This is a genomic window from Bradyrhizobium sp. 179 (genome assembly GCF_023073535.1).
GTDB lineage: Bacteria > Pseudomonadota > Alphaproteobacteria > Rhizobiales > Xanthobacteraceae > Bradyrhizobium.
In genome coordinates this window covers 120004-134646 of the sequence record NZ_JADPJR010000058.1, presented here as the reverse complement: position 1 = coordinate 134646, position 14643 = coordinate 120004, and the positions used below count along the sequence as shown (strand labels likewise).

The following is a 14643-nucleotide window of genomic DNA, read 5'->3' as shown; positions in this document are numbered from 1 at the left end:
GGAGCCCAAGGTCTTGGTGCCCAAGTTCTTGGGGAGAATAGAATGATTAGGTTTCGTCGTCTCGCTCTGGCCGCGCTGATCCCGGCGGCCATGTCGGTTGGTCTGTCTGCCGCTCGGGCACAAAGTCCGAGCCCGGCGCCCGCCGCGTCAGTAAGCCCCTCGCCGGCCCCGTCGGCTTCGCCGGCGCCTGCCGCGAGTGCTTCGCCTGCACCGGTGGCAACGCCCGCGCCGGCGGCCAGCGCCTCACCCGCCCCTGCTGCGACGCCCTCGCCCGCAGCCAGCGCCTCACCCAGCCCGGCCGCGCCCCCGCCCGCGGCGGCCGCCAGCCCCGCCCCGGTACAGACCGCCGATCCCTTTGGCCTCGAGACCGTGCTCGAGCCCAAGAAGGTCGTGATGGTCAAGGGCACTGCCAATTGGGACTCGGCCTTCGACACCCTGATCGACGCCTTCAAGGCGCTGAACACGCTCCTGGACAAGCAGGGGATCAAGCCATCAGGCAATTCGATGATCGTCTACACCTCCACCGACGACACCGGCTTCACCTTCCTCGCCGAGATCCCGGTCGAGCAGGATCCGAAGAACCTGTCCAAGGACATGAGCATTGGCAAATCGCCGGAGGGCAAGGCGCTGAAATTCGTCCATCGCGGCTCCTACGACAACATGGACAACACCTATGAGGCGATCACCAATTACCTCGACGACAAGAGGTTGGAAGCCAAGGATACCTTCATCGAGGAGTACCTCACCGATCCCCTGAAGACGGCCGAGGACAAGCTCGTGATCAACGTTTTCGTGCCGCTGAAGTGAGAATGATGAAAAAGCCTGCCGTCCTTTTTGCTCCACTCGCCGCCGTTTTCGCCACAACGCTGCTGGCGGCCCCCGCCCGCGCCGACGATTTTCCGTCAGCCATTTCGGCGAGCGGCGAAGCCACGATTTCCGCCGCCCCCGATCTCGCGCAGATCGACGCCGGGGTCGCCAACGATGCCAAAACGGCGAAGGAAGCCTCCGATGCCAACAATGCGGCGATGGGCAAGGTGCTGCTGGCGCTGAAGGGCGCCGGGATTGCCGAGAAGGATTATCAGACCTCGCGCCTGTCGCTCCAGCCGCAATACGGCCAGAACAAATCCACCGGCGCCTCGCCCGTGGTCGGCTTCCGCGCCTCCAACCGTGTCACCGTGAAAATTCGCGACGTGACCAAGGTCGCAGGCATCATCGACACGCTGGTCAGCGCCGGCGCCAACGACATCGGCAATATCTCCTTCGAGGTGACGCAGGCCTCAAAACTGCTGGATGATGCGCGCGAGCAGGCAGTCGCTGATGCCCGCCGCAAGGCGGAGATTTACGCCAAAGCCACCGGCGTCACGCTAGGGGCGCCGCTCAGCGTCACCGAGGGCGGCGGCCCGGTGCCGCTGTTCAAAGGCCGCGTCGCTGCGGCTCCGATGGCTGCACCCGCCGCCGTCGCGCCCGGCGAGGAGACGCTGTCGGTGACGGTGAATGTGAGCTGGGCGATCAAGCCGAAAGAGCAATGACTGGTGTCCCGGATGCACTGCGTCCGGGGCACGAGCAGTTTGCCAGCACGCTAAATCTCCACCACCTGTCCCGGCAGCATTGCCACGAACCGCTCTTGCGGAATCTTCGCGGCATCCAGCGCTGCGACCAGCGCCTTTGCCGGCGCATCGATTGCCTCATCCGTCAGCTGGAACGTGCCGTGATGATGCCCGAGCGCTTCCTGCGCGCCGCAATCCGCGAGCGCCTTCACGGCATCTTCCGGATTCATGTGCTGGTCACGCATGAACCAGCGCGGCTCGTAGGCACCGATGGGAAGGATCGCGAGCCGCAGCGGCCCGTGCTTCTCCGCGACGCAGCGGAAATGCCTGCCGTCACCATAACCGGAATCGCAGACGACGTAGATCTTGCCGGCCGGCGTCTCCAGCACGAAGCTCGCCCATAGCGCCTTGTTGCGATCGAACACACCGCGCGCGGTCCAGTGCCGGGTCGGAACCAGATGCACGGCGATGCCGCCACCGAGCTCGACGCGGTCGTGCCAGTCGAACGCCTCCACCTTGATCGTGGGATCCCAGCTTCGAATCGTCACGTCATTGCCGAGCGGAGTGACGACGCGCGGCGCAAAATTCTTGGCGAGCCGCGATAACGTCGTGATGTCCAGGTGATCGTAGTGGCCGTGCGAGACCAGCACGACGTCGATCTTGGGCAAATGTTCGAAGGCGATGCCGGGATCATTGTGCCGCTTCGGCCCGGCCCAGGCGACCGGCGAGACCCGCATCGACCAAACGGGATCGACCAGGATGTTGAGACCGCCGGTCTGGATCAGCCAGCTGGCGTGGCCGACGAAGGAGAGCCGCACCTTGTCGCCGTCGACCCGCACCGGCGGGGTGTCGGCATGGGGGCTGGGGACCCAATCCGGCCATTGCGCGCGCTGCCGCTTGCCGCCGAATTGCCAGCGCAGCACCTCTCGCAGCGATTTCGGCGGCGCGCCGTCGGGATCGAAGAAGTGCAGACCGTTGAAATGGTCGGAGGCCGGACCATCATAGGTTTTCATGCGAGACATCCAAAGGGACGGAATAGCGACGAGCGCGCCGGCCCCGGCAAGCAGTCCGAACAGGCGACGGCGGGTGATCGGCACGGCGGGCTCAGGGATGATAGCGGAGGTCAGTCATCGCCTTCTATATGGGCGAAGCCCTAGGAAATGGAACCGCCCGGCAAAAGGGCACTAAATTTCAGGACCTTGTCCTGGCAAAGGCGCCGCGGCACCCTAACTTTCCTTGACTTTTGGGCGTGAGCGGCGTTTAACCCCGCCACTTTCTCGGAAAGGCTTTCTTTTCGACCCGCCGACTGGCCCTGGAGGCCGGAGGTCAACGCCCGACAGCGCTGTGCGCCCTCGGGCGCAATGGTGTTTGGAACTACGTCTTGGGGCAATGCGCCAAGGCACATTCAGGGTCATCCCCCGCGAAGGCGGGGGATCCAGTATTCCAGAGACGTCTCGGCTAAGGCCGAGAAGCCGCGGCGTACTGGATGCCCCGCCTGCGCGGGGCATGACAGCGGAGAGTAACGGCGCGCCCCTCATCGGGGGACAGCAACAGGATAACGGCATTGTTCGACAATCTGTCGGAACGGCTTGGCGGCATCCTCGATCGTCTGACGGGGCGCGGGGCGCTGACCGAAAAGGACGTCGACGCCGCGATGCGCGAGGTGCGCCGCGCGCTGCTGGAGGCCGATGTCGCGTTGGAGGTGGTGCGCAGCTTCACCGAACGCGTCCGTGAGCAGGCGATCGGCGCTACCGTCGTCAAGTCGGTCACACCAGGCCAGATGGTGGTCAAGATCGTCCATGACGAGCTGATCAACACGCTCGGCGCCGAAAGCCAGACCATCGACGTCAATTCCGTGCCGCCGGTGCCGATCATGATGGTCGGCCTGCAAGGCTCCGGTAAGACCACCACCACCGCCAAGCTCGCCCGCCGCCTGGTCCAGCGCGACAAGCGCAAGGTGCTGATGGCCTCGCTCGACGTCTATCGCCCGGCGGCGATGGAGCAACTGGCCGTGCTCGGCCGCGATCTCGACATTCCAACGCTCCCCATCGTCGCAGGCCAGCAGCCGCCGCAGATCGCCAAGCGCGCGCTGGAGGCCGGCAAGCTCGGCGGCTACGACATCGTGCTGCTCGATACCGCCGGCCGCACCACACTCGACGAAGAGATGATGGCGGAGGCGGCCGCGATCAAAGCCGCGGCCAATCCGCATGAGGTGCTGCTGGTCGCCGACAGCCTCACCGGCCAGGACGCCGTGAATCTCGCGCGCTCGTTCGATCAGCGCGTCGGCCTCACCGGCATCGTGCTGACCCGCGTCGACGGCGACGGCCGCGGCGGCGCCGCGCTGTCGATGCGCGCGGTCACCGGCAAGCCGATCAAGCTGATCGGCACCGGCGAAAAGACCGATGCGCTGGAGGATTTCCATCCTGATCGTATCGCCGGCCGCATCCTCGGTATGGGCGACGTCGTCTCGCTGGTCGAGCGCGCCGCCGCCAACATCGACGCCGAGAAGGCCGCGCGCACCGCCGAACGCATGCGCAAGGGTCAGTTCGACCTCAATGACATGCGCGAGCAGCTGTTGCAGATGTCCAACATGGGCGGCATCAGCGGGCTGATGGGCATGATGCCCGGCATCTCCAAGATGAAGAACCAGATCGCGGCCGCCGGCATCGACGACAAGATCCTGAAGCGCCAGGTCGCGATCATCGATTCCATGACGCGCGAGGAGCGCCGTCACCCCGACTTGCTGAAAGCGAGCCGCAAGAAGCGCATCGCCGCAGGGAGTGGCCAGAGCGTCGAGCACGTCAACAAGCTCCTGAAGATGCACCGGAACATGGCCGACGTGATGAAGGCCATGGGCTCGGGCAAGCGCGGCCCGCTGGCCGGCATCGCGCAGGCCATGGGCTTTGGCGGCGGCATGAAGATGCCGTCTCCGGAAGAGATGAAGGCTCTTCAGGAGAAGATGCAGAGCGGCAGCGGACAGGGCCTGCCGAGCCTGCCGAAGGATTTGCCGGCTGGTCTTCGCACCGGCCTGCCCAACGTTCCCGGACTGACTGGGCTCAGCGGCAAGCCGATGCTGCCGGGCCTCGGCGGTTTCCCGGGCAAGAAGAAATGAGGAATTCGTCGCACGGGATCGCAAGCGTCCCGCGCAACGCGGAATACCAATCAACCCAACAGACTGTACTTTGAAGGAGAACTTGATGTCCGTCGTTATCCGCCTCGCCCGTGCAGGCACCAAGAAGCGTCCCGTCTATCACGTCGTCGTCGCCGATTCGCGCTTTCCACGCGATGGCCGCTTCATCGAGCGTCTCGGTTATTTCAACCCGCTGCTGCCGAAGGACAACGAGGCGCGCCTCAAGCTCGACATGGAGAAGGTGAAGGCCTGGGTCGCCAAGGGCGCGCAGCCGTCGGACCGCGTGTCTCGCTTCCTCGACGCCGCCGGCGTCAAGAAGCGCGAAGCGCGCAACAACCCGCAGAAGGCCGTGCCGCGCAAGGAGCGCAAGGCGCAGGCCGAAGCCGCCGCGAAGGGTTAAGGCCAGACCATGCCGGCGCTGGTCTGCGTCGCGCGGATCGGCGCCGCGCATGGGGTGCGCGGTGCGGTCAAATTGTGGACCTTCACCGAAGATCCCTTTGCCATCAGGCGCTACGGTCCGCTGCTGTCCAAGGACGGCAAGCGCCAGTTCGAGGTCGCAACGGCGCGCGAGGCCAAAGATCATCTGGTCGCGACCTTCACGGGGGTCACGACCCGCGATGAGGCCGAACGGCTCAACGGCATCGAGCTCTACGTCGCGCGCGACAAGCTGCCCGCGACCGACGCGGACGAATATTACCACACTGACCTGATCGGGCTCGCCGCCGTCACCACGGACGGCGACGCTCTCGGCCGCGTGCTCGCGATCCATAATTTCGGCGCCAGCGACATCATCGAGATCGCCCCGCTCAAGGGCACGACGCTGCTGTTGCCGTTCTCCAACGCGGTGGTGCCTGAGGTCGATATCGCCGGCGGGCGTGTGGTCATCGCGCTGCCGCAGGAGATTGAGGTCGAGGACCCTACCGCTAGTCGTCCCGTGGAAGGCAATTGAGATGCAATGACCAACCCCTCACCCTGGCGCGCGACGGTGCTGACGCTGTTTCCGGACATGTTTCCCGGGCCGCTCGGCGTGAGCCTGGCCGGCCGGGCGCTGGCGGGCGGGCTTTGGCAACTCGAGGCGCGGGACATCCGGGCCTCCGCTACCGACCGCCACCGCAGCGTCGACGACACTCCGGCCGGCGGCGGGCCGGGCATGGTGCTGCGCGCGGACGTTCTGGCCGCGGCCATCGATGCCGCTGAAATCAGCCCGGATCGGCCCCGTCTGCTGATGAGCCCGCGCGGTCGGCCATTGACCCAGGCCCGCGTTGTGGAACTGGCCAAGGGTCCCGGCCCCCTCATCGTCTGCGGACGGTTCGAGGGGGTGGACCAGCGGGTGATCGACGGGAGAGGTCTGGAGGAGGTCTCGATCGGCGATTACGTGCTGTCCGGGGGCGAAATCGCCGCGCTAGCCGTGATTGACGCCTGCGTCCGGCTGCTGCCGGGGGTGATGGGCAAGGAGACATCGGGAACCGAGGAAAGTTTTGCGGACGGCCTGCTCGAATACCCGCAATACACCCGCCCGCAGCTGTTCGAGGGGGCTCCGATCCCGGAGATCCTGACCTCCGGCGACCACGCCAAGGTCGCGGCCTGGCGGCGGGCGCAATCCGAGGCCCTGACGGCGGCCCGGCGGCCGGATTTGTGGGCCCAGATCCCGAGCAAGGCCCCGAATCGGGCCGGGCGCCAAAAAACGCCAAAAAACAAGACAGACGGGTGACAAACGCTCCGGCTTGCCTTATAGGAGCGGCCACATCCGCAATGGCTGGATAGACGAATTTCGCGCAGCCCCCATTGAAAAGGCTGGGCGCGCCGATGGAGATTTACCCATGAACCTGATCAAGCAGCTCGAACAAGAGCAATTCGACAAGCTGTCCGCCGGCAAGGACATCCCGGAATTCGGCCCCGGCGACACCGTGATCGTCAACGTGAAGGTCGTCGAAGGCGACCGCACCCGCGTGCAGGCCTATGAAGGCGTCTGCATCGGCCGTTCCGGCGGTGGCCTCAACGAGAGCTTCACCGTGCGCAAGATCTCCTATGGCGAGGGCGTGGAGCGTGTGTTCCCGGTGATGTCGCCGATGATCGACTCGATCAAGGTGGTGCGCCGCGGCAAGGTGCGCCGCGCCAAGCTCTATTACCTCCGCAACCTTCGCGGCAAGTCGGCCCGCATCGTCGAGAAGCAGGACCGCGCGGCTGCCGTGGGCGAGTAAGCTTCGCCACCAGGCAAGTTTCGAAAAGCGCGGGGCTCGGCTCCGCGCTTTTTTGTTTCCCCGCGCTGTCATTGCGAGGAGCCCTTGCGACGAAGAATCCAGACTGTCTCCGCGGACGCATTTCTGGATTTGCTTCGCTGCGCTCGCAATGACGGCGCCGCTAAGCTCTCGCGCTTTAACTTCCGCGTGCTATATATCTCTAGAATGTTTCCAGATCTGACCAGCCTCGCCCCGGTCAAGCGCATCGTCATTGACGATCGCTCGCGGCTGCCTGGCCGGTTCTTCGGACGCTTCGCGACCTCGGCAACGTCAGAGCTTACGCGCGCAGCTTAAACGCTGCGCCGCCGATTTTGTTGCCCGCGCCAAGTGCGCCTATCCGCTTACACAGCATTCCTTCGGAGCTGACGCTCATGTCCAAGCCGACCACATTGTACGACAAGATCTGGAACGACCATCTGGTGCACGAAGCCGAGGACGGCACCTGCCTGCTCTACATCGATCGCCACCTGGTCCACGAGGTGACCTCGCCGCAGGCGTTCGAAGGCCTGCGTGCCACGGGCCGCAAGGTGCACGCGCCCGAGAAGACGCTCGCCGTCGTCGACCACAACGTGCCGACCACCGACCGCACCAAGCCGAACCCGGACCCGGAAAGCATCGAGCAGATCAAGGCGCTGGCCGAGAACGCCAAGGAATTCGGCATCGAATATTACAACGAGTTCGATAGGCGCCAGGGCATCGTTCATGTCATCGGCCCCGAGCAGGGCTTTACGCTGCCCGGCACCACCATCGTCTGCGGTGACAGCCACACCTCGACGCACGGCGCGTTCGGCGCGCTCGCGCATGGCATCGGCACGAGCGAGGTCGAGCACGTGCTGGCGACGCAGACGCTGATCCAGAAAAAAGCGAAGAACATGCGCGTCACCGTCGATGGCAAATTGCCTGACGGCGTCACGGGCAAGGACATCATCCTGGCCATCATCGGCGAGATCGGCACCGCCGGCGGCACCGGCTACGTGCTGGAATATGCGGGCGAAGCGATCCGCGCGCTCACCATGGAAGGCCGCATGACGGTCTGCAACATGTCGATTGAAGGCGGCGCCCGCGCCGGTCTCGTCGCACCCGACCAGAAGGCCTACGACTTCCTGCGCGACCGGCCGAAGGCGCCGAAGGGCGCGGCCTGGGACGCGGCGATGCGCTATTGGGAGACACTGCGTTCCGACGAAGGCGCGCATTTCGACCACGAGCTGCGGCTCGACGCCGCAAAGCTGCCGCCGATCGTGACCTGGGGCACGAGCCCCGAGGACGTCATCTCGGTGACCGGCATCGTGCCCGACCCCGACAAGATCGAGGACGAGGCCAAGCGTATCTCCAAGCATCGCGCGCTCAAGTATATGGGCCTGACGGCGGGAACGAAGATCACCGACATCAAGCTCGACCGCGTCTTCATCGGCTCCTGCACCAATGGCCGCATCGAGGATTTGCGCGCCGCCGCCAAGATCGCGGAAGGCAAGCAGGTGTCGACCAACGTCAACGCCATGGTGGTGCCGGGCTCGGGCATCGTGAAGGAGCAGGCCGAAGCTGAAGGACTCGACAAGATCTTCATCAAGGCCGGCTTCGAGTGGCGCGAGCCGGGCTGCTCGATGTGCCTCGCCATGAACCCGGACAAGCTGAAGCCGGAAGAGCGCTGCGCCTCGACCTCGAACCGCAACTTCGAAGGCCGTCAGGGCTTCAAGGGCCGCACCCATCTGGTGTCGCCGGCGATGGCGGCAGCCGCGGCGATCGCGGGTCACTTCGTCGACGTCAGGGACTGGCGCTGAGCCCATTCCGGCAATTGTAGCGATCGCGGCAAAGCGTCGTTAATTGGCGGCGCCGACAGTGTCCTCGCGACGGTTTCGCGAGGACACGCGCCATGGCCAACAAGCCGGAATATGTCGATCTCATCAGCGAGGCGACGCGCCAGCATCGGCGGCGCGCAGCGCCATTGCGCCTCGTCGCCAAGCCGGAGGTCGAGGAGACCTCCAGGCTCAGCCGCTGGCCGCCGGCGATGTTTCGGCAATGGAAGCTCGAGAACCTGATGCGGTGGAAGGCTTCGTCATGGAAGCTGAAGGATTGGCTGTAGGCCACGCTGTCATTCCGGGGTGGTGCGGAAGCGCCAGACCCGGAATCTCGAGATTCCGGGTTCGATGCTTCGCATCGCCCCGGAATGACGGTGCTAACTCACCTCACCAATAGCGGTACGGATAGTGCCAGCGCGGCCAGCGGCAGACGCGGCGCGGGCCGTAATAGGTCCAGATGATCCGGCAGCGGCGCGGATAGTGATAGTAGGGATAATAGCCGCCGTAATAATAGCGCCGGTGGAAGTGACGGTAGCCGTAATAGGGGCGGTGATAGCCCCAGTGACGGTGATAGCCGCCATAGCCGCCGAAGCGAACGCCGCCATAGCGGAAGCCGCCGACATGGCCGCCACGAAATCCACCGCCGCGGAAGCCGCCGATATGTCCTCCGCCGCCATGGAAGCCGCGGAAACCTCCGCCGTGAAAGCCGCCACCATGTCCGCCGTGCCCGCCGCCGTGGCGAACCTGCGTGACGAGATCGTCGGCTGCAGCCTTCGTCGCGGGCGACGTGGCCGGATTGATCAATGTGAGCGCTTCAGCGCGACGCGCGGTGCCGGCCGACAGCATCAGCGCCGTGGCGGCCGCGATCCCGAGCAAGCGCATCGGGCTTGCCTTGAGACCTGATGTCCTCAGCATGGAATCCTCCCTGAATCTGGACAGCGCAGTTGCGGCGCGACGTCTTGGCTGCGCCAAAGGCTGTTCAATTGCGGTCGCTCCCTGGATTAAACTGAGGAGACCGATGTGAACGCCCCATGAATGAACGACGCTGGGCTTCGCGATGCGACGCAGTGCCGCGACGGAAGGAGTTTTTTGGAAATGACTGTCTACGCGATTGCGCAATTGAAGATGACAGACCGCGCGGCCTATGACCGCTATCAGGCGCGCTTCTTCGACGTGTTCAAGAAGTATGGCGGAAGGCTGCTCGCCGCGGACGAACATCCGCGCGTGCTCGAAGGCGCATGGCCGCATGACAAGATTGTCATGATGTCATTCCCGGATGAGGCTGCGTTCCTCGCCTTCTCGAACGCACCCGACTACGCGGAAATCTCGCGCGACCGCAAAGCGGGTGCGCAAGCGACGGTACTTCTGGTCAAGGGATTTGCGCCAGGCCGCTAACGCGTCACCACCACGGCCCGTAGCCGAACACGAAGGGAGCAGGCACCGCGTAGGGATAGGGACGGTAGTACACCGGCCGCGCGTAATAGCGTGGATCATGGCGCGTAGCTGGCCGCACCATGTCATGGGTGCGCGCGGGTCGTCGCACATCGAAAACCGCGATCCCGGCCGAGGCCTGCGGCATCGTCACTCTTTGCGCAGCCGAAGCGCGCGTCACACCGGCGGCAAGCGCGACGGCAACGGCCAATGCAATCCATCTCGCCATGACGACCCCCACGAGGCCACCGCGCCGCTCGCTGGCGCGGGCAGTGAACCCGGCATCAGCCCCGGCGCCAGTAACAGCTCACACGCGGCACGATCACCGTGCCGCTCGGGCGGTACTCCTGCGCATAGGTGGCGTTGCACACGCGGACTGCGTCGGGACCCGGATTGTAGCGCGGATAGACGCCGTCCGGGCTGTAATAGGGCGTAACGCGCAGGCGCGCCGGGGCCCGCTTGCGCGGCGGGGGAACGTCGTCGGACGAGGCGGCCTGGGCGAGACGGATCTCGGGGCCGGCGGTCTGCGCCTCGGCGCCAACGCAAAACTGCGAAAACAACCCCATGCACAGTAGCGTCAGCGCTGTTTTCGCTCGCATTTTTCCGCCCACCTGAAACGTCCCGTTCGAGGTCCCACGCTCCCCGTTTTGGCGGCGCTCGTCAACCTCGCCGGGCTTATAAAGCCAGATGCATCGCCGCGGAACCCGCGGTAAGAGAAACCCATGTGGACGGAATTGAAAGCGCCCTCGCTGGCCGAGATGGAAGCGACGGCGCACGACATCTTCGAGCGCCTGCCGGCGGAGTTTCGCAAGCTCTGCGAGGGCGTCATCATCCGCGTCGACGACTTCCCGACCGATGAGGTGCTGGACGAGATGCAGTGCGAGAGCGAGTTCGACCTGCTCGGCCTGTTCCAGGGCATCGGCCTGCCGCAGCAGAGTTTTGGCGACGTGGCGCGGCTGCCCAACATGGTCTGGCTCTACCGTCGGCCGATCCTGGATTATTGGGCCGAGCACGACGAGACCCTCGGCCACATCGTCCGCCACGTCCTGATCCACGAGATTGGCCACCATTTCGGTCTGTCGGACGACGATATGGCCGCGATTGAGGCGAAGGCGGATTGAGGGCCGCACAAAGACGGTGCGCTCCCTCGCCCGCTTGCGGGGAGGGCTGGGGGCGAGGGTGTCGCGGCAATGGGACTCCCCCAGTGGAGAGAACCCTCACCCGGCGCGCGGGACGATGCTTCGCATCGCCCGGGCGCGCCGACCTCTCCCGCAGGCGGGAGAGGTAAGGCAGATCTGCCGAATTCGGCCTAGGATTTCCACCCCGATCGCGATAAACACCTGTTCCCCTAGACCCATCCCGGAAGCGCAACCATGGACAAGTTCACCACGCTGGAAGGCGTCGCGGCGCCGCTGAAGATCATCAATGTCGATACCGACATGATCATTCCGAAGCAGTACCTCAAGACCATCAAGCGCACCGGCCTTGGCAAGGGGCTGTTCTCCGAGCAGCGCTACAAGGACGACGGCAGCGAGAATCCCGATTTCGTGCTGAACCAGCCGGCCTATCGCAATGCCAAGGTGCTGGTGGCCGGCGACAATTTCGGCTGCGGGTCAAGCCGCGAGCACGCGCCCTGGGCGCTGCTCGACTTCGGCATCCGCTGCGTGATCTCGACCTCGTTCGGCGACATCTTCTACAACAACTGCTTCAAGAACGGCATTCTGCCGATCCGCGTCTCGCAGGAAGACCTCGACAAGCTGTTCGACGACGCCGAGCGCGGCGCCAACGCGACGCTGACGATCGACCTGCCCAACCAGGAGATCCGCGGTCCCGACGGCGGCAAGGTCAAGTTCGAGATCGATCCGTTCCGCAAGCACTGCCTGATCAACGGCCTCGACGACATCGGCCTGACGATGGAAAAGAAGGCCTCGATCGACAGCTATGAGGAGAAGCTCAAGCGCGAACGCGCCTGGGCCTGAGATCGCGTTTCTGGTTCGAGCCCCGGTGCTGACGGCGCCGGGGCTTTTTCTTTGCTCTGACTATCCTTATAGCTCGCGCATGCTGCCCGACATCGTCACCTTCTGGCATGGTCCGATGGACGCCCTGCGCCAGACCTGTCTGCGCTCGCAGCTGGCTGCCGGCCACAAGGTCACGGTCTATAGCTTCGACACCATTCCGGGCCTGCCTGCAGGCATCGCGAATGCGGATGCCGAAGCGATCCTGCCGCACGCCTTCTCCGAACGATTGCGGCCGCCGCAGCCCGACGGCAGCTGGCGGGACTGGACCACGCTGCAGTTCAGCGACTTCTTCCGCATGAAGCTGATGGCGAAAGGCCTCGGCCTGTGGCTCGATGCCGACGTGCTGCTGCTGAAGCCCGTCGAGCTCGATCCGGCAAAACCCTATTTCGCCTGGGAGCGGCCGCGCCAACTCGGCAATTCCGTGATCTACCTGCCGGCCGGGCACGGCATCGTCGCGGCCTTCGAGGAGCTGATGGAGCAGGAGGAGCTGACGCCGAACTGGCTGTCCGTGCGCCACCGCGTCACCTTCGCGATGCGCCGCCTCCGCGGCGGCTCGAACCGTCTTTCGGACATTCGCGTCGCGATCTACGGACCGGCGGCACTAACCGCGCTCGCGCGTCGCACCGGCGAGCTCGCTTACGCGCTACCCAAACAATCGTTCTACGCCGTGCATGCCGAGCCAAAACTGTTCTTCGATCCATCGAGCTATCTCGAGCTCGTCACCAATCCCGAGATCATCGGCCTGCACATCTCGCCCAAGGGCCGTGGCGGCGAAAAGCCGATTCCGGGCAGCCTGTATGCCTGGGCGGCGGAGCGGTTCGGGTAGCGGCCGCGTAGAAAGTGCGCTCCAAAGCCGGCCTGTACTCTCCCGCAAGCAAGTCCGGGCACTGGCGATAAGGTCTGCATTGCTCTTCGTTTGAAGATCATTTAGCAGCCACGAAATAGAAGTCCTGTCGGCCGGAGATCGAGCCGTAACTGAAGGGTTTTTGCCGACGACCGGTCGCTTCCATGACATCGTCGCGAACGAAGTCGAAGAGCCTGCGGACTTCGAGGCCTGGCGTTGGAACATTCTTGACGAAGGCAGCCGCGAACGGACTATTGATCCCGTCACCGTCGAGCGCGGTCTCGCCATCCTTGGCGGCGTAGACCACCAGCGTTCCCGCCTCTGGCTCGATCGGGGCCAAACCTCGCGACACCGAACGCGACGCCACCGTCATCGTCCGCTTCATCTGGTTTGCGAATGGATTGTCGCGGCAGGCATCGAGAATGACGAGGCGCAGCTTTTTGGCGCGCTCCGCCGCATTGAGAACCTGATCAACCGGAACGGCTTCAAATCCGATTTCGCGATCCGCGGCAATCTTGGCATCCGTCGGAATGAGATAGTTGACGCCGCCGACCTCCATGCCGTGCCCGGCATAATACACGACGGCCCAATCCGCCGTCTCCGCACGTGCTGCGAATTCGCGCAGGGCATTCACCAGCGCATCCTTGCGGAGATTGGTCAGCAGAGTAACTGCTTCGAACCCGGTGAGCTTCAGCACGTCGGCGACGAGGCTTGCATCCCGCACGGGGTTCGCTAGCGCTGCGACGTTTTCATAAGCCGAATTGCCGATCACGAGAGCGATGCGGCGATCGCCGTTCGCAGCCCCGGACGCCACGACAGCCGGCGCGACACTGGCTTTCTCGACCAATATCGTTGCTGGCCGCGGCGAAGGCAGGACAGCAAGCCGCTCGCGAGCCTTGTCCTGGGCCCATCTTGTGGCGCCATGGGCCAATCCGAGCGTGGCATTGAAGTCGGCCCTTGCTTTGGCGAAATCTCCGCGCTTCTCGTAGGCCAGTCCGCGATTGACATACGCGTTCGCGTATGTGGGATCCACGCGTATCGCTTCTGTGTAATCTGCAATGGCGCGGTCCGCGTCGCCCTTGCTGCCGTATGCATTCCCGCGGTTGAAATACGCGTTCGCATTCGTCGGCTGCAGGCGAACCGCTTCGCTATAGTCGGCAATTGCGCGGTCGGTGTTGCCTTTGTTGCTGTAAGCATTGCCTCGATTGTAGTACGCGTTCGCATAGGCCGGATCGAGCCGGATTGTCGCCGTGTAGTCCGCGATCGCACGCTCCGTATCGCCTTTGATGCTGTAGGCGTTGCCGCGATTGTAGTACGCGTGCGCATGCGTCGGATCGAGACGGATCGTTGCCGTGTAGTCCGCTATGGCGCGATCATTGTTGCCATTAGCGCTGTAAGCGTTGCCCCGGTTGTAATAGGCGTTCGCATCCTTGGGATCTCGCCGGATCGCCTCCGAGGCGGCTGCAATGGCAGGGCTCGTGTCGCCCCTGACGCGATCGACAGCCGCTGCCGGGCCAGCGAGGGCAAGAATGACAAAGCAGTAAAATAATTTGCGGAGCATAAGAACCCCACTCGCCATATCGAAAGGATGGAAGCCATATTTAAACGGCGCAAATTTAACGGGGGCAACCAGCCGG

Annotated in this window: 18 protein-coding genes; 13 read left to right on the top strand and 5 right to left on the bottom strand. The window is 64.5% G+C overall.

Going from position 1 to position 14643, the window contains the following annotated elements; genetic code table 11:
• Positions 1-42 precede the first annotated feature (42 nt).
• Positions 43-807, top strand: a complete 765-nt coding sequence (locus IVB12_RS14560; RefSeq protein ID WP_247299962.1) for a GyrI-like domain-containing protein — start codon at positions 43-45, stop codon at positions 805-807.
• 5 nt (positions 808-812) lie between these two features.
• Positions 813-1529, top strand: a complete 717-nt coding sequence (locus IVB12_RS14555; RefSeq protein ID WP_247300064.1) for an SIMPL domain-containing protein — start codon at positions 813-815, stop codon at positions 1527-1529.
• A gap of 50 nt (positions 1530-1579) precedes the next feature.
• On the opposite strand, the gene IVB12_RS14550 is transcribed toward IVB12_RS14555, so the two are convergent.
• Positions 1580-2644: an MBL fold metallo-hydrolase gene (locus IVB12_RS14550; RefSeq protein ID WP_247299961.1), complete on the bottom strand. Its 1065-nt coding sequence runs from the start codon at positions 2642-2644 to the stop codon at positions 1580-1582.
• Positions 2645-3111: 467 nt separating this feature from the next.
• On the opposite strand from IVB12_RS14550, the gene ffh reads away from it, so the two are divergent.
• The 7 genes from ffh (at position 3112) to IVB12_RS14515 (ending at position 8997) form a co-directional block, all read left to right on the top strand.
• Entirely contained in the window at positions 3112-4659 is a 1548-nt protein-coding gene (gene ffh / locus IVB12_RS14545; protein WP_247299959.1) for a signal recognition particle protein, read from the top strand.
• A gap of 85 nt (positions 4660-4744) precedes the next feature.
• The gene (gene rpsP / locus IVB12_RS14540; protein ID WP_011083313.1) at positions 4745-5077 is read left to right on the top strand and encodes a 30S ribosomal protein S16; all 333 of its coding nucleotides are present in this window, start codon (positions 4745-4747) and stop codon (positions 5075-5077) included.
• A gap of 9 nt (positions 5078-5086) precedes the next feature.
• The gene (gene rimM / locus IVB12_RS14535; RefSeq protein WP_247299957.1) at positions 5087-5626 is read left to right on the top strand and encodes a ribosome maturation factor RimM; all 540 of its coding nucleotides are present in this window, start codon (positions 5087-5089) and stop codon (positions 5624-5626) included.
• Positions 5627-5632: 6 nt separating this feature from the next.
• A complete protein-coding gene (gene trmD, locus IVB12_RS14530; protein ID WP_247299955.1) occupies positions 5633-6388 on the top strand; it encodes a tRNA (guanosine(37)-N1)-methyltransferase TrmD in 756 nt (251 codons plus the stop codon).
• A gap of 109 nt (positions 6389-6497) precedes the next feature.
• Complete coding sequence (gene rplS / locus IVB12_RS14525; protein WP_027573014.1) at positions 6498-6878, top strand: 50S ribosomal protein L19; 381 nt, start codon at positions 6498-6500, stop codon at positions 6876-6878.
• Positions 6879-7288: 410 nt separating this feature from the next.
• A complete protein-coding gene (gene leuC, locus IVB12_RS14520) occupies positions 7289-8695 on the top strand; it encodes a 3-isopropylmalate dehydratase large subunit (protein WP_247299953.1) in 1407 nt (468 codons plus the stop codon).
• Between the two features lie 92 nt (positions 8696-8787).
• Positions 8788-8997 carry a hypothetical protein gene (locus IVB12_RS14515; RefSeq protein ID WP_247299951.1) on the top strand — a complete coding sequence of 70 codons (210 nt, stop codon included), beginning with the start codon at positions 8788-8790 and terminating at the stop codon, positions 8995-8997.
• 103 nt (positions 8998-9100) lie between these two features.
• On the opposite strand, the gene IVB12_RS14510 is transcribed toward IVB12_RS14515, so the two are convergent.
• Positions 9101-9628: a hypothetical protein gene (locus IVB12_RS14510; RefSeq protein ID WP_247299949.1), complete on the bottom strand. Its 528-nt coding sequence runs from the start codon at positions 9626-9628 to the stop codon at positions 9101-9103.
• A gap of 180 nt (positions 9629-9808) precedes the next feature.
• Here IVB12_RS14510 and IVB12_RS14505 point away from each other — a divergent pair, with 180 nt between their 5' ends.
• Positions 9809-10108 carry a DUF1330 domain-containing protein gene (locus tag IVB12_RS14505; RefSeq protein WP_247299948.1) on the top strand — a complete coding sequence of 100 codons (300 nt, stop codon included), beginning with the start codon at positions 9809-9811 and terminating at the stop codon, positions 10106-10108.
• A 4-nt stretch (positions 10109-10112) separates the two neighbouring features.
• On the opposite strand, the gene IVB12_RS14500 is transcribed toward IVB12_RS14505, so the two are convergent.
• Together IVB12_RS14500 and IVB12_RS14495 are read right to left on the bottom strand one after the other, a co-directional pair.
• On the bottom strand, positions 10113-10373 hold the full coding sequence (locus tag IVB12_RS14500; RefSeq protein ID WP_247299946.1) for a hypothetical protein: 261 nt from the start codon (positions 10371-10373) through the stop codon (positions 10113-10115).
• A gap of 55 nt (positions 10374-10428) precedes the next feature.
• Positions 10429-10710 (bottom strand): hypothetical protein, encoded by a 282-nt coding sequence (locus tag IVB12_RS14495; protein WP_247300062.1) that lies wholly within the window; start codon positions 10708-10710, stop codon positions 10429-10431.
• A gap of 156 nt (positions 10711-10866) precedes the next feature.
• Here IVB12_RS14495 and IVB12_RS14490 point away from each other — a divergent pair, with 156 nt between their 5' ends.
• The 3 genes from IVB12_RS14490 to IVB12_RS14480 all read left to right on the top strand — a co-directional run bounded on the left by IVB12_RS14490 (position 10867) and on the right by IVB12_RS14480 (position 12988).
• Positions 10867-11265 (top strand): metallopeptidase family protein, encoded by a 399-nt coding sequence (locus IVB12_RS14490; protein WP_247280345.1) that lies wholly within the window; start codon positions 10867-10869, stop codon positions 11263-11265.
• 252 nt (positions 11266-11517) lie between these two features.
• The gene (leuD, locus tag IVB12_RS14485) at positions 11518-12123 is read left to right on the top strand and encodes a 3-isopropylmalate dehydratase small subunit (RefSeq protein ID WP_061880161.1); all 606 of its coding nucleotides are present in this window, start codon (positions 11518-11520) and stop codon (positions 12121-12123) included.
• Positions 12124-12202: 79 nt separating this feature from the next.
• A complete protein-coding gene (locus IVB12_RS14480) occupies positions 12203-12988 on the top strand; it encodes a capsular polysaccharide synthesis protein (RefSeq protein ID WP_247299943.1) in 786 nt (261 codons plus the stop codon).
• Between the two features lie 97 nt (positions 12989-13085).
• Here the strand turns inward: IVB12_RS14480 and IVB12_RS14475 are convergent, their stop codons facing one another.
• On the bottom strand, positions 13086-14567 hold the full coding sequence (locus tag IVB12_RS14475) for a tetratricopeptide repeat protein (RefSeq protein ID WP_247299941.1): 1482 nt from the start codon (positions 14565-14567) through the stop codon (positions 13086-13088).
• Between the last annotated feature and the right edge of the window lie 76 nt (positions 14568-14643).

Bases quoted from the DNA above. Each gene is read 5' to 3' on its own strand.
- trmD (WP_247299955.1), top strand. From the start codon at position 5,633: ATGACCAACCCCTCACCCTGGCGCGCGACGGTGCTGACGCTGTTTCCG.
- IVB12_RS14505 (WP_247299948.1), top strand. From the start codon at position 9,809: ATGACTGTCTACGCGATTGCGCAATTGAAGATGACAGACCGCGCGGCC.
- rpsP (WP_011083313.1), top strand. From the start codon at position 4,745: ATGTCCGTCGTTATCCGCCTCGCCCGTGCAGGCACCAAGAAGCGTCCC.
- IVB12_RS14490 (WP_247280345.1), top strand. From the start codon at position 10,867: ATGTGGACGGAATTGAAAGCGCCCTCGCTGGCCGAGATGGAAGCGACG.
- rimM (WP_247299957.1), top strand. From the start codon at position 5,087: ATGCCGGCGCTGGTCTGCGTCGCGCGGATCGGCGCCGCGCATGGGGTG.
- IVB12_RS14560 (WP_247299962.1), top strand. From the start codon at position 43: ATGATTAGGTTTCGTCGTCTCGCTCTGGCCGCGCTGATCCCGGCGGCC.
- IVB12_RS14480 (WP_247299943.1), top strand. From the start codon at position 12,203: ATGCTGCCCGACATCGTCACCTTCTGGCATGGTCCGATGGACGCCCTG.
- leuD (WP_061880161.1), top strand. From the start codon at position 11,518: ATGGACAAGTTCACCACGCTGGAAGGCGTCGCGGCGCCGCTGAAGATC.
- IVB12_RS14495 (WP_247300062.1), bottom strand. From the start codon at position 10,710: ATGGGGTTGTTTTCGCAGTTTTGCGTTGGCGCCGAGGCGCAGACCGCC.
- IVB12_RS14475 (WP_247299941.1), bottom strand. From the start codon at position 14,567: ATGCTCCGCAAATTATTTTACTGCTTTGTCATTCTTGCCCTCGCTGGC.
- IVB12_RS14515 (WP_247299951.1), top strand. From the start codon at position 8,788: ATGGCCAACAAGCCGGAATATGTCGATCTCATCAGCGAGGCGACGCGC.
- IVB12_RS14555 (WP_247300064.1), top strand. From the start codon at position 813: ATGAAAAAGCCTGCCGTCCTTTTTGCTCCACTCGCCGCCGTTTTCGCC.
- IVB12_RS14500 (WP_247299946.1), bottom strand. From the start codon at position 10,373: ATGGCGAGATGGATTGCATTGGCCGTTGCCGTCGCGCTTGCCGCCGGT.
- IVB12_RS14510 (WP_247299949.1), bottom strand. From the start codon at position 9,628: ATGCTGAGGACATCAGGTCTCAAGGCAAGCCCGATGCGCTTGCTCGGG.
- leuC (WP_247299953.1), top strand. From the start codon at position 7,289: ATGTCCAAGCCGACCACATTGTACGACAAGATCTGGAACGACCATCTG.
- rplS (WP_027573014.1), top strand. From the start codon at position 6,498: ATGAACCTGATCAAGCAGCTCGAACAAGAGCAATTCGACAAGCTGTCC.